This is a genomic window from Halomonas campaniensis, from assembly GCF_002211105.1.
Lineage (GTDB): Bacteria > Pseudomonadota > Gammaproteobacteria > Pseudomonadales > Halomonadaceae > Vreelandella > Vreelandella campaniensis_A.
Map to the genome: position 1 here is coordinate 78,576 of NZ_JPUA01000010.1, position 12,837 is coordinate 91,412.

At 55.2% G+C, this 12,837-nt stretch carries 12 protein-coding genes and 1 pseudogene; 11 read left to right on the forward strand and 2 right to left on the reverse strand.

Going from position 1 to position 12,837, the window contains the following annotated elements; all coding sequences use genetic code 11:
• Positions 1-3 precede the first annotated feature (3 nt).
• A complete protein-coding gene (gene doeA, locus JI62_RS03850; RefSeq protein ID WP_088698906.1) occupies positions 4-1,203 on the reverse strand; it encodes an ectoine hydrolase DoeA in 1,200 nt (399 codons plus the stop codon).
• A gap of 305 nt (positions 1,204-1,508) precedes the next feature.
• Here doeA and JI62_RS03855 point away from each other — a divergent pair, with 305 nt between their 5' ends.
• From JI62_RS03855 to JI62_RS03865, 3 genes are all read left to right on the forward strand, one after another.
• On the forward strand, positions 1,509-2,444 hold the full coding sequence (locus JI62_RS03855) for a 2-hydroxyacid dehydrogenase (RefSeq protein ID WP_088698907.1): 936 nt from the start codon (positions 1,509-1,511) through the stop codon (positions 2,442-2,444).
• Between the two features lie 89 nt (positions 2,445-2,533).
• A complete protein-coding gene (locus tag JI62_RS03860) occupies positions 2,534-3,253 on the forward strand; it encodes a hypothetical protein (RefSeq protein ID WP_240513121.1) in 720 nt (239 codons plus the stop codon).
• Positions 3,254-4,186, forward strand: a complete 933-nt coding sequence (locus JI62_RS03865; protein ID WP_088698908.1) for a lysine exporter LysO family protein — start codon at positions 3,254-3,256, stop codon at positions 4,184-4,186.
• Here JI62_RS03865 and JI62_RS03870 read toward each other — a convergent pair.
• Positions 4,183-4,893: a transcriptional regulator NanR gene (locus tag JI62_RS03870; RefSeq protein WP_088698909.1), complete on the reverse strand. Its 711-nt coding sequence runs from the start codon at positions 4,891-4,893 to the stop codon at positions 4,183-4,185. The genes JI62_RS03865 and JI62_RS03870 overlap by 4 nt on opposite strands.
• A gap of 232 nt (positions 4,894-5,125) precedes the next feature.
• Here JI62_RS03870 and JI62_RS23075 point away from each other — a divergent pair, with 232 nt between their 5' ends.
• The 8 genes and pseudogenes from JI62_RS23075 (at position 5,126) to JI62_RS03905 (ending at position 12,816) form a co-directional block, all read left to right on the forward strand.
• Positions 5,126-5,287: a hypothetical protein gene (locus JI62_RS23075; protein WP_276206546.1), complete on the forward strand. Its 162-nt coding sequence runs from the start codon at positions 5,126-5,128 to the stop codon at positions 5,285-5,287.
• A gap of 18 nt (positions 5,288-5,305) precedes the next feature.
• Positions 5,306-5,953, forward strand: coding sequence for a phosphogluconate dehydrogenase C-terminal domain-containing protein (locus JI62_RS03875; RefSeq protein ID WP_276206547.1), 648 nt, complete (start codon positions 5,306-5,308; stop codon positions 5,951-5,953).
• Between the two features lie 59 nt (positions 5,954-6,012).
• The gene (locus JI62_RS03880; protein ID WP_088698910.1) at positions 6,013-7,011 is read left to right on the forward strand and encodes a TRAP transporter substrate-binding protein; all 999 of its coding nucleotides are present in this window, start codon (positions 6,013-6,015) and stop codon (positions 7,009-7,011) included.
• Positions 7,012-7,076: 65 nt separating this feature from the next.
• Complete coding sequence (locus JI62_RS03885; RefSeq protein ID WP_088698911.1) at positions 7,077-7,607, forward strand: TRAP transporter small permease; 531 nt, start codon at positions 7,077-7,079, stop codon at positions 7,605-7,607.
• Positions 7,604-8,877, forward strand: a pseudogene (locus JI62_RS03890) (TRAP transporter large permease). The gene JI62_RS03885 and the pseudogene JI62_RS03890 overlap by 4 nt, the downstream one beginning before the upstream one ends.
• An 18-nt stretch (positions 8,878-8,895) precedes the next feature.
• Entirely contained in the window at positions 8,896-10,164 is a 1,269-nt protein-coding gene (locus tag JI62_RS03895) for a ribulose-bisphosphate carboxylase large subunit family protein (protein WP_088698912.1), read from the forward strand.
• Positions 10,161-11,498: a four-carbon acid sugar kinase family protein gene (locus JI62_RS03900; RefSeq protein ID WP_088698913.1), complete on the forward strand. Its 1,338-nt coding sequence runs from the start codon at positions 10,161-10,163 to the stop codon at positions 11,496-11,498. The genes JI62_RS03895 and JI62_RS03900 overlap by 4 nt, the downstream gene beginning before the upstream one ends.
• 88 nt (positions 11,499-11,586) lie before the next feature.
• Positions 11,587-12,816, forward strand: a complete 1,230-nt coding sequence (locus JI62_RS03905) for a nucleoside recognition domain-containing protein (protein WP_088698914.1) — start codon at positions 11,587-11,589, stop codon at positions 12,814-12,816.
• Positions 12,817-12,837: the final 21 nt, after the last annotated feature.

The following is a 12,837-nucleotide window of genomic DNA, read 5'->3' on the forward strand; positions in this document are numbered from 1 at the left end:
CCGCTACTTTACAAACAGCTGGCGCGGGAAATTGGCCAGAGTTTCACAGCCGTCTTCAGTAATTAAAATACTCTCGGTAATTTCCAAACCCCAGTTCTCTTCCCAGAGCCCCGGCATAAAGTGGAACGTCATGCCCGGTTCCAGAATAGTGTCATCGGAGGGGCGTAGGCTCATAGTGCGCTCACCCCAGTCGGGCGGGTAGGAGATACCGATGGGATAACCACAGCGGGCGCCGCCGCGGTCAAAGCCGTATTTATCCATCGCCGCCCCCAGCGCCATGGCAATATCCGCCGTGCGGTTGCCAGGTTTGGCCACTGCCAAGCCGTTCTCGATGCCTTCCAACAGAGCTGATTCTGCGCGAATAAAATCCGTCGGCGGCGTACCCAGAAATACCGTGCGCGACATCGGTGCGTGGTAGCGCTTAAACACCCCGGCAATCTCAAAGAAGGTACCTTCCCCTTTGCGAAACGGGGTGTCGTCCCAGGTCAGGTGCGGCGCGGCGGCGTCCTTACCAGTGGGCAGCATGGGTACTATGGCAGGATAGTCGCCGCCAAACACTTTGCCGTTTTCGTCCACAAAACCTTCGATGCCAACGCGGTAAATCTCTGACACCAGCTTGCTCTTGGGTAAGCCTGGCTCAATCACTTCCAGAATACGCGTATGCATACCTTCCACGATTTTGGCGGCAATGCGCATATAGGCGACTTCTTGGGGCGACTTGATCGCCCGACACCAGTTCACCAGCGAATTGGCATCCATAAAGCGCGCATGGGGCAACTCTTTCAGCAGGCTTAGATAGGCTTTGGCAGAGAAGTAGTAGTTATCCATCTCCATACCCACCACACCCAGGTGCCAGCCGCGATCAGGCATGATCGACTGAGCCAGATACTCCATGGGGTGCATGTCCGGGTTCTGGACGTAGTAATCCGGATAGTAGGTAATGTTTTCGGGATCGATCCAGCAGGTGCGCAGGGCACCGTTAGCGTCCATGCGCCGCCCGAACCATACCGGCTCGCCTTCGAGGCCCACCAGCACACACTGATGCACATAAAACGACCAACCGTCGTAGCCGGTTAGCCAAGCCATATTGGAAGGGTCACTGACGATCAATACGTCAATGCCTCGACTGGCCATTTCAGCACGCACTTTCCACAGACGGGTAGCGTACTCTTCGCGCGTGAAAGGCAGGGAAACCTGAGTCATCGGGCAACTCGCCATTAAAGATCACCAAGAACCAACGTACTGCCTACCATAGGCACGCAACGCTGGGCCACAGGATCGACCTGGCCACCACCGATCAGGCGTCGGGGTTGCATCTGCCGCGCTTGCAGCAGGCCCGCCAATGTCGTCTTAACCCGATACTAGCACCGACCCTTGGTTGAGGGTCAAAGGCTTTATGACAAAAAGCGCATACGGCATCGTTATTTGTACTAAGCGAGCTTGCAACGAGCTTTGGAGCTCACCATGATAGCTTGCAGTAATGACACTTTTATCAACAGGGGATGGCGATGAAAATTGTTGTGCATATTGATGAGGCTGAACAGTGGCAAGCAGCGCTTGCTGAAGCCCTGCCCCAAGCCACTGTACTCACCAGCGAGGCGCCAGCGGAAGAGCGTAAAGAAGCTGACTATCTCGCTATCTGGAAAGCCCCCGCCCATTTGCTGCAAGAGCAGACCCAGCTTAAAGGCATCATCAATTTAGGCGCAGGGGTGGATTATCTGCTGAAAACCCCAGGCCTACCCAAGGACGTGCCGATCGTAAAATTGCGTGATGCGGGCATGGGCGAGCTGATGGCCGATTACGCCCTCTATGGCGTGCTGCACTTCTACCGCAGCATGGATCGTTACGTAGAGCAGCAGCAAAGCGCCACTTGGAAGCCGCAAGAGGTGGTGGAAAAATCCCAGTGGCCAGTGGGCGTATTAGGCCTGGGCGCCATTGGTAGCTTTGTGGCCAGCGCCTTGCAGCAAGCAGGCTTTCCAGTGCTGGGCTGGAGCCGTTCACCCAAGCAGATCAGCGGCGTGGACTGCTTTCATGGCGACGATGGGTTAAGCGAACTGCTCGGCCAAGTGCAAAGCCTGATCACTATTCTCCCCGATACGGCCGCCACTCAACATATTCTCAACGCCGAGCGGCTGGCCCAATTGCCCCAAGGCGCTAGTGTGATTAACCCTGGTCGGGGTAGTTTGATTGATGAACAGGCGCTATTAGAAGCACTGGGTAGCAGTAACCAGCAGGGCCACCTGCGGGGTGCGTTGCTGGATGTATTCCATGAAGAGCCCCTGCCGTCTGACCATCCGTTATGGCAGCATCCCAGGGTAATCGTCACTCCCCATATGGCGGCGCCTACCCCGCTTAACGATGCCATCGACCAAGTGATCTCTTACTTGCATGCCTTTGAATCGGGCGAAAAACTCTCCACGATCAACCCTGAGGCAGGTTACTGACGAGGCCCCCAGCGGCTATACTGGCGCGCTGGGAACCAAGTGCAGTCTAAAAGGCTCTTAGGAAGATACGTTTTTATGGAGGAAGGCTCTTGGTCAATGTTCTCGCACGACTGCTTGGCCGCGCGCTCGCAGGGTTGGGATTGAGTTTTGCGGTCTGGTATTCAAGTGACACGGCCTTAGCCGCCGAGACGTTCAAAGACCCTCAGCCCTTTGAGGCACAGTATCGGCTTGAGGTTCGCGGCTGGCCGGGGGCAACTGTTACCCACCGTCTCTCTAATGAAGGGAATCACTGGTTAAGCGATATGCGCTTTTCAGTCACCGTGGCACGCGGGCAAGAATTCAGCCGTTTTTCTCTGAACGATAATGATCCCCATGCGTTGCTCTATAGCAGCAGCTATTCGTTGCTCGGCGTAGGTGACAGTTATCAATTGGGCGAACGGGATATTCCCAACTTAGACCGTCAGACCGCACTCTTTGACCTATCGCGCCGAGCAGGTCACGAAAACTGCACAGAGAGCGCACCTTGCGATATTGAGTTTGTCGATCACAAAGGGCGTGATGAGCATTTTCAATACTATGTTGAAAAACAACGGGTAGCTGAACCCGGTAGCATTGGGATGCCGGGCGACGAGTTCGAAGCACTCAACGTATCGCTGATTGATGTTGAAAAGCCTGACCGTCTTCTCCAGATCCGTTTTCACCCTGATTGGCCCGGCTTGATTCTTTCGGTGGTGTACCAAAAAGAGGGCAGCCGGGAAACACAGCTAACACTGACTAACTTCAACCCAAACGGTGGCGCGACGCCCTAAATGCTTTCCGGTTTATTGATTGTTCTACTACCGCTTTTTCTTGGCTATCTGGTTCGCGTCCGTTCCACACAGTTACAGAACTTGATCAACCGAGCAGTTAATAGCTCGGTTTATCTGATTCTGCTGTTCATGGGCATAAGCCTTGCCGGCCTGGAGAATCTGTCTAGTCAGCTTTCACGCCTGGGTGGCAACGCCCTGCTGCTGTTTAGCATTACCACGCTGTTTAATTTAGCAGCGCTATGGTGGCTATCGCGCCGTTTAACGCTTAAGGCAGGCAACTCGCCGGTAGTCAAAGACGCTCCCACCAGCAAGCTGGCGGCCATGCAGGGGTCGCTGCTGTTGGTCGCCGTGGTGGCTGGGGGCGTTATTGCTGGCCTGCTGCTTGGGCCACACCTGGGTGAAAGGCTTTTCAACAGCGCAGATTTACTGGCCGAATGGGTGCTCTACCTGCTGCTAGCCCTGATCGGCTGCCAGTTACGCAACTCCGGTATGCCACTCAGGCAGATCTTACTCAACCGCATGGGCCTGTCGATTGCAGTAACGCTGGCAATAAGTTCGCTGCTAGCAGGCTTGGCTGCCGCCCCACTGCTCTCATTAAGCTGGAACGAAGGCCTGGCAATGGCATCAGGCTTTGGTTGGTACTCACTCTCGGCTATCTTGATTGGCGACCAGCTTGGCCCGTTGATGGGCGGCGTGGCGTTCTTCAACGACCTGACTCGGGAGCTGTTGGCGTTTATCCTGATTCCGCTGGTGATTCATCGCCATACCGCCCTGGCGATTGGCTACGGCGGCGCCACCTCCATGGATTTCACCCTACCGGTGATTCAACAACACGGCGGTGTGGCCTGCGTACCCATCGCGGTGGTCAGCGGGTTTATTCTCTCGCTGCTCTCTCCACCGCTCATTCTGTTCTTTCTCTCGCTTTCGGGTTAACTATTCAGGCTATAAAGCAAACGTGCGCGCTCTAAGTGTTTGCGCATCTCCTCTACAGCAGCCTGCTTATTGCCTTGCTCGATACAGTCGATAATTTTGGCGTGCTCCAGCAGGGTAATATCCTCGTTGCCTTCCCAGTGCAGCAAACTAGCGTGAAAACGCGCCAGCCAACCCAGCATGGCTTGGCTAGTTGCCATAAAAATCGGATTGCGGGTTATCCCGGCAATGGCAGTATGAAAGGCCATATCGACCTCAATAAAGGCTTGAGCATCGCCATTTAAATGCCCGCGCTGCTGCTCTAACAGCTCCCTCAAGTTAGCAATGTCTGCTGCAGACGCCTGACCTGTCGCCTTCTCTACCATTCCCAGCTCAAAGAAGGTGCGCGCTTCTTTAAGTTGTTCAAGCGACTGTGGCGAGCTGGCGAGCATGTGACGAGCGGTTAAATCGATCTGGGACATTAAGCCTACCGCCGTCGGCTGCAGTACTTTAGGGCGCTGACCATGGTTTATCTCGACAAGACCAATACGCTCAAGCGTTTGCATCGCTTCACGAATTGCCGGTCTCCCCACACCATAGCTATCCATCAGCTCGCGCTCGGAAGGCAGCGTATCACCAGGCTTGTATTGGCCCGCTTCAATCATTTCATACAACCGATCAAACACCTCATCTGACAGCTTGCGCCGAGTAATTTTAGGGGCTGGTTGCACGGCTATTCCTCCTCACAAGCCCAACAGCGGCTTGGTTATCCAATGAGCGTCAGCAGTCTAACGCCGCACTACTGCAAACGGGGCAAAATTTACTTATATACGACCAAAGCAGCATTTGACAGACTGCTATAGATATTATGTCATCATACCAGTTGTCGAGCAAACAGCTTCCCCTTGCAAACCTCGGCAAACGAATGGCTAACGCCATACAACACCTTCATCGGAGTGTGCCATGACCACCATTGCCCTTATCGGCGCAGGCGGAAAGATGGGTTATCGCCTGTCTAGCAACCTGCAACGATCGGATTACACCGTCAGCCACGTTGAATTGAGTGACGCAGGCCGCCAGCGGCTATCAGAAGGCCTAGGGATTAGCTGCGTAGATGCCCACTAGGCGATTCCCGATGCTCAGGTGGTGATACTAGCGGTTCCCGACACGCTAGTAGGCCGCGTCGCGGAAGAGTTATCCCCACTGATGGCCAGCGGTACCATGGTGATCACCCTGGATGCCGCCGCTCCTTTTGCCGGCCACCTGCCCAGCCGTGACGACTTGGTCTACTTCGTGACGCACCCTTGCCACCCGCCGATCTTCAATGATGAAACGGATCTAGATGCCAAGCGTGACTACTTTGGCGGCGCCAAGGCTAAGCAGCACATCGTCAATGCCCTGATGCAGGGGCCCGAAGAGCTTTATGCATTAGGCGAAGCGATCGCGAAAACCATCTATGCCCCGGTGGTTCGCTCGCATCGAGTGTCGGTTGAGCAGATGGCACTGCTTGAGCCCGGCCTTTCTGAAACCGTATGCGCCACGCTGCTGGTAGTAATGCGCGAAGCAATGGATGAAGTCGTCGCCCGCGGCGTTGACCAAGAGTGCGCGCGCGACTTTTTGCTCGGCCATATGAATATTCTGGCGGCAGTCATTTTCGAGGAGCAGCCCGGCGTGTTCTCCGATGCCTGCAATAAAGCAATTGAGAATGGCAAGCCCCAGTTGATGCGCGATGACTGGAAACGCGTATTTGAGCCTGAGGAAATTGCCGAAAGCATTCGGCGTATTACCTAGGGTTAATGCGACATAAACACCTCAGCTCTACCGCTAATTACAACAAACTGGAGTAGAACATGACCTCTTACAAGCTCAACAAAATATCAGTCAGCATTGCGGCCACCCTCGCCTCAGCCCTTGTACTGACCGCCAGCACCTCAGCGTTTGCAGTTCAAGAGATGAACCTAGCGTTCACGCCGCCACTCAACTCCCACTATGGTGAGGCGGGCCAAGCGTTTGCCGAAGAGATTGACCGGCTTAGCGACGGGGAATTTAAAATCAATCTGCGCCCTGCCAGTGCATTAGGCGGCGAGCGCGACGTGCTTGAAGGCCTTCAGATCGGTTCAGTAGAGCTGACGCTAACCTCCACCGGCCCTATCGGCAATTTCGTACCCTCGGTTTACGCTCTGGATTTTCCTTTCCTCTTCCGCGACTACGATCACGCCCATAAAGTGCTGGATGGCGAGATTGGTCAATCGTTACTGGAGGAATTCGAAGACGAAGGCTTAATCGGATTAGCCTGGGCAGAAAACGGTTTTCGGCACCTCACCAATAGCGTGCGTCCTGTTGAAACGCCCGAAGACATGGAAGGCATGAAGATTCGCACCATGGAGAATCAGGTGCACCTGGAAACCTTCAAAGCCTTGGGCGCCGCACCAACACCCATTTCTTGGACAGAAGTCATTACGGCACTTCAGCAAGGCACCATCGACGGCCAAGAAAACCCGATCCCCATTTTGACCGTGAATAGTATGTGGGAGATCCAGGATTACCTGACACTGACTGGCCATGTTTACTCCCCCACGGCCCTGGTAATGTCCAAAATCTACTGGGATGACCTGAGTGAAGAGCAGCAGGGCTGGTTCCGAGAGGCCGCCCAGGTAGCCGCCCAAACCTCACGCGATGCCGTTCAGCGTATTGAAGAGGAAGGCGTTGATTTGCTTCGCAGTCATGGCATGGAAGTGGTGACCGAGATCGACTACGAGCAGTTCCGTGCCGCCGCCGAACCTGCCTACGAACGCTACGCCGACCAGTATGGCAGTGAACTACTAGAGCGTATCCGCGCAACCGAGTGAGCCATCCTCTGCTGTATGCCTCCCTTTCGGGAGGCATTTTCTCCCCGACGATGAGGTTTACGCTTATGTTGTCGCTACTGAATAGCTTGGCCCAGGGGCTCATCAAGCTCACTCATAATCTTGCCGCAATACTCCTCGCCATTGCGGTCACCTTAGTCTCGTACCAAGTCTTTACCCGTTTTATTCTCGGCGACCCAGCCGCTTGGTCGGAAATCCTGGCGCGAGGATTAATTATCTGGAGCGTGTTTTTAGTTAGCGCAGCGGCTTTTTGGTATGGCGCCATGATCTCCATTGACCTTTTCCTTGATCGCTTGCCGCCGCGTTTGCGCATTTATGGCCAGCGTTTAGTGTGCACTGCCGTATTAACACTGTTGGCTATTCTTGTCTGGCAGGGGTACCTGATCACCTTGCGCGTCTCTGGGCAGCAAATCGCCATGCTCGAAATTCCTATGTCCTGGTTCTATGCCGCTATACCCACTGGCTGCGCCGTCGCCATCGTCGCAGTGGTTGCGCGCCAGCTCTGTGCCGAGTATCAGCATCATCACGGCCAGCATCGCACGAGTCCTATCCGTACTGATGTAGGAGAAACGCTATGAATCTGGCGATCGGCTCAGCGTTAATCGCGCTGTTTGCCCTTTCGATACCGATTGCGATTGCCATCGCCTTAACCGCAGTGATTGGCCTTTATTTCTTCAGCAGCGTTCCGCTTCTGGTCGTCCCCCAGCGTATGTTCGTGGGGTTGGATAGCTTTCCGCTCATGGCGGTGCCGTTCTTTATTTTAGCCGGCCATATCATGAGCAACGGCGGCATTGCCACTCGTATGGTCGAGTTTGCCCGCTCGCTGGTGGGTGGTATTCAGGGCGGCTTAGCCTGCACCTGTGTGGTTACCTGCATGATGTTTGCAGCCATTTCAGGCTCCAGTGTGGCCACCACCTTTGCCATCGGCGCCATCTTGATTCCAGCCATGGTAGCCCGTGGCTACCCGCCACCGATGGCCGCCTCTATCCAGGCCTCTTCCGCGGAACTGGGTATCATCATTCCGCCTTCCGTACCATTGATCCTCTACGGTGTCAGCACAGAAACCTCCATTACACAGCTATTTCTCGCTGGCTTTGGCCCCGGCCTAATGATCGGGCTAGCCTTGATTGTAATGGTCGTTATTTGGTGCCGCTTAAAAGGCTACGGCACCCAGGATGGTGATTTACGCTCGCCCGTCTGGCCCGCATTTCGCAGTGCCTTTCTCGCTCTGCTAATGCCGGTCATTATCATTGGCGGGATTTATGGTGGCATCTTTACCCCCACCGAAGCCTCCGCGGTGGCAGTAATGTATGGGCTGTTTTTAGGCATGGTGGTTTATCGCACCATCAAACTAAGTGATCTGCCGCGCATTTTTCGCGAGAGCGCGCTATCGGCAGGTTCGATCATGCTGATTATCGCCGCGGCCTCGATTCTTAGTTTTGTAATTGGACGCTCTGGACTAGCTAGCGACATCGGCGCCTGGGCACAAAACACTTTTGATAATCGCTACACCTTCCTACTAGCCATCAATATGTTGCTACTAGTGGTCGGAATGTTTATCGAAACCTCTGCGCCATTTTAATTCTTGCCCCCATCTTGGCCCCCATTGCGATTGGGTTCGGCATTGACCCAGTGCATTTCGGCATCGTGATCGTCGTGAATTTAGCGTTGGGCATGTTTACCCCGCCTCTAGGGGTGAATCTTTTTGCCGCTGCGCAAGTAGCCAAGCTACCCGTTGAACAACTATTTCGCTTTTTGCTGCCACCGGTACTCACCATCATCACCTGCCTGATGCTGATTACCTATGTGCCGATGATCTCGCTTTTTCTGCGCGATCTCCTTTTTTGAACTGCCGGAGTCTAATTGATGAGCACACGCATTCACGCCCGCTACCTGATTGAGACGCCCTACCCGGTTGAGCACGCGGCTCAAGTCATGGCCGGTGAGCAGTCGTCCGGCACTTTTACTCGCTTAGCCAATGAAACCGATGCCTTGAGGGCAGCCCATGGGGCCGTCGTCGAAAATATTGAGACACTGGAGGCGGTAGGGGCACCTTCGCTGCCTATGCGCGCTGATTTGGCGCCACAAGGCCATGCTCTGTTTCAGCGCGCACTAGTGGAGCTCTCCTGGCCGCTGGAAAACATGGGCCCCTCCCTGCCGAATCTAGTGTCTACCGTTGCGGGCAACCTGTTTGAGCTCAAAGAGTTTTCCGCACTCAAGTTACTGGATATCGACTTACCCAGCGCCTTCGCAGACGCCTACCCTGGCCCACAATTTGGGATCTCGGGCACACGCCAGCTAACCGGCATTACCAACGGCCCACTAATAGGCACCATTATCAAGCCCAGCGTGGGGTTATCTCCGGCTGAAACCGCTGACATGGTGGCGCAACTCATAGCAGGGGGCATTGATTTTATTAAAGACGACGAGCTGCAGGCCAACGGCCCCCATAACCCGCTGCGAGCGCGCGTCGATGCCATCATGCCGATTATCAACGCCCATGCTGAGCGCACCGGCAAAAAGGTGATGTACGCCTTTAATATCAGTGGTGATATCGACGAGATGCGCGCCCAGCACGACTACGTGGTGGCTGCTGGCGGCAGTTGCATCATGGTCGCCATTAACAGCGTTGGCTTAGCAGGTATCGCGCACTTGCGCCGCCACTGCGAGGTAGCGCTACATGGCCACCGCGCCGGCTGGGGCATGTTAAGCCGTTCACCTCACTTGGGGATGGCATTCGACGCTTACCATAAACTGTGGCGGCTAGCGGGAGTGGATCATATCCACGTTAATGGCCTACGCAATAAATTCAGCGAAGAGGACGCTAGCGTTATTAACAGTGCCCGCGCCTGCCAAACAGCAATGTTTGAGGCGCCTACGGCGGGTTATCAGATTATGCCAGTCTTCTCTTCGGGGCAAAGCGCCGCCCAAGTGGCTGATACCTATCAGGCACTTGGCAATAGTGATCTGATTTACTGCTGTGGCGGCGGCATCATGGCTCACCCCGGCGGCATTTCTGGCGGGGTCGCCAGCCTGCGCCAGGCGTGGCAAGCCGCCATGGCGGGCATCCCGCTGGCAACCTATGCCCGTGAGCACCAAGAACTTGCCCAGGCCATGGAGACCTTTAGCGTATGAGCACGCCTCTTCTTCTCTCCTATTACGGCGATGACCTCACTGGTTCGACCGATGTGATGGAAGCGTTAAGCCTGAACGGGGTGGAAACAGTGCTTTTTCTGGCACCGCCCAGCGAGGAGCAATTGGCTCCATTTGCCGACTTCCCTGCGATTGGCCTAGCGGGTACCAGCCGCAGCGAATCACCTGAGTGGATGGAAACACACCTCACCAACGCCCTGGCATGGCTGAAAGCCCTTAACGCCTCGCTGTGTCACTACAAGGTGTGCTCCACCTTCGATAGCGCGCCGAATATTGGCAATATCGGCAAAGCGCTGGAAATAGGCAAAGCCCTGTTCGCGCAAAGCTGCGTACCCCTGGTGGTCGGTGCCCCTCAACTAAAGCGCTATACCGTTTTTGGCCAACATTTTGCCGCCTTCGATGGCGAGGTTCACCGTATTGACCGCCACCCGGTCATGAGCCGCCACCCGGTAACGCCCATGACAGAAGCCGATTTAAGGCTTCATTTGGCTAAACAAACCCGACTCTCCATTGGTTTAGCCGACGTACTGTGTATCGAATCAGCCGATACCGGTTCCCAGGTTGACCAACTAAGCCGCTCGAATGACGTATTGCTCTACGACACGCTGAACCGCAACCATCAGGTAAAAGTGGGCGCACAGCTATGGCGAACGCGCTCGCCCGCTGGCAGCTATGTGGTGGGTTCGTCCGCCATAGAGTACGCGTTAGTAGATACTTGGCGAGAACAGGCCCTCATTCCCGTAAGACCACCGCTGTTCTCCTCTCCTGGAGCGGTTGAACAAATTGCCGTGGTATCAGGAAGTTGCTCTGAAGTAACTGCCCGGCAAATTCGACACGCGGAAACCAGAGGGTTTCGCGCTATTGCCATTGATGTCGTCAAACTTATCGACCCTCTGACGCATGCCGACACCATGAACAAGGCATTGAAAGAGGCTATCGAGGCACTCAGTCAGAACAAAAGCGTCATTGTGTATACGGCCATGGGGCCAAACAGCGATGCGGATGCTGTGCATCAGGGCGGGGAAAAGGCACGCCACCTTATTGGTCGCTCTTTAGGTCAGTTATTACGCCAAATGGTAGAAGCCTATAGGCTTCAGCGCATAGTGATCGCTGGGGGCGACACTTCCAGCCATGCACTTAGCCAACTTGGCGTACACGCCCTTACCACGCGCCTACCGCTGCCGGAAACGCCGGGCTCGCCGCTCTGCACCGCTCATAGCGACCAGCCAGCCTTTGATGGTTTGGAAGTCGCCTTAAAAGGCGGGCAGATCGGCAGTGAAAGCTACTTTGTGACTATTCGTGATGGCATAGCCTAGGCGTCTTAACCCCACTAGTGTTGTAACGACCTGAATTCGGTAGGATTGGCGTCATCGCTCGTTTCGCTGCCCAGGATGCCCACTCCCCATGCTCAACGGAATTTGGTTAAGCTTCTTTATCGCTGCCTTTGCGGCTTCACTTTGGCAGTGGCTGGTGGGGGGCGATAGCGAAGTATTTGCCCGCTTAGTGCAGTCACTGTTCGATATGGCGAAGGTAAGCGTCGATATCATTCTGGTGCTGCTGGGCACCATGACGCTATGGCTGGGGTTTCTTTCGATTGCCGAAAAGGCGGGCTTGATTCGTTTGCTAGGGCGGGTGCTCGACCCGCTGTTCTGCCGCTTAATGCCTGAAGTGCCCCGCGGACACCCGGCGATGGGGCTGATCAGTATGAACTTCGCGGCGAACATCCTGGGCCTGGATAACGCCGCCACGCCGATTGGCATCAAGGCAATGCACTCGCTGCAGAGCCTTAACCCCAGCAGTGAGACCGCCAGCAACGCGCAAATTCTGTTTTTGGTGCTTAATACCTCGTCGCTCACGCTACTGCCGGTAACGATTTTTATGTACCGCGCCCAGCAAGGCGCCGCCGACCCAACACTGGTGTTTTTACCTATTCTGCTAGCGACAACGGCTTCTAGCCTAGCTGGGCTTTTGGCGGTGGCATTAATGCAGCGCTTAAAACTCTGGCAGCCCGTGGTGCTAGCCTATTTAGCGATTGCGGCACTTGCGTTGGGGCTACTGATCACCACGCTGGCGGGTATGTCCGCCCAGGCGCTGGCCGCGGCCTCTACGCTAGTTGGTAACCTGACGCTATTTAGCATCGTGATGATGTTTTTAGTGGTCGGGGCGTTACGGGGTGTAAGGGTGTATGACGCCTTTATTGAAGGCGCCAAAGAGGGGCTGAGTTTTACTATCACCCTGCTGCCTTACTTGATCGCCATGCTGGTAGCCGTCGGCGTGCTGCGCGCCAGCGGCGTGTTAGACGCTGGCTTAGGCGGTATCCGCTGGATAGTGGAAGGCTTTGGCTGGGACACCCGCTTTGTCGATGCCCTGCCCACCGCCTTTGTAAAGCCACTTTCTGGCAGCGGCGCCCGCGCCATGATGATCGAAACCATGGACACCTTTGGCGTCGATAGCTTTCCAGGGTTGCTCGCCGCCACTATGCAAGGCAGCACTGAAACCACCTTCTATGTATTGGCTGTCTACTTTGGCGCCGTTGGCATTACTCGCATTCGCCACGGACTAGGCTGTGCGCTGGTCGCCGACTTGGCAGGGGTGACTACGGCGATTGCGGTGTGCTACTGGTTTTTTGGATAGCTAGCGTTCGCGGGCTTTCGT

Coding starts and splice junctions, on each gene's coding strand:
- doeA (WP_088698906.1), bottom strand. CDS start 1,203: ATGACTCAGGTTTCCCTGCCTTTCACGCGCGAAGAGTACGCTACCCGT.
- JI62_RS03855 (WP_088698907.1), top strand. CDS start 1,509: ATGAAAATTGTTGTGCATATTGATGAGGCTGAACAGTGGCAAGCAGCG.
- JI62_RS03865 (WP_088698908.1), top strand. CDS start 3,254: ATGCTTTCCGGTTTATTGATTGTTCTACTACCGCTTTTTCTTGGCTAT.
- JI62_RS23075 (WP_276206546.1), top strand. CDS start 5,126: ATGACCACCATTGCCCTTATCGGCGCAGGCGGAAAGATGGGTTATCGC.
- JI62_RS03880 (WP_088698910.1), top strand. CDS start 6,013: ATGACCTCTTACAAGCTCAACAAAATATCAGTCAGCATTGCGGCCACC.
- JI62_RS03885 (WP_088698911.1), top strand. CDS start 7,077: ATGTTGTCGCTACTGAATAGCTTGGCCCAGGGGCTCATCAAGCTCACT.
- JI62_RS03895 (WP_088698912.1), top strand. CDS start 8,896: ATGAGCACACGCATTCACGCCCGCTACCTGATTGAGACGCCCTACCCG.
- JI62_RS03900 (WP_088698913.1), top strand. CDS start 10,161: ATGAGCACGCCTCTTCTTCTCTCCTATTACGGCGATGACCTCACTGGT.
- JI62_RS03905 (WP_088698914.1), top strand. CDS start 11,587: ATGCTCAACGGAATTTGGTTAAGCTTCTTTATCGCTGCCTTTGCGGCT.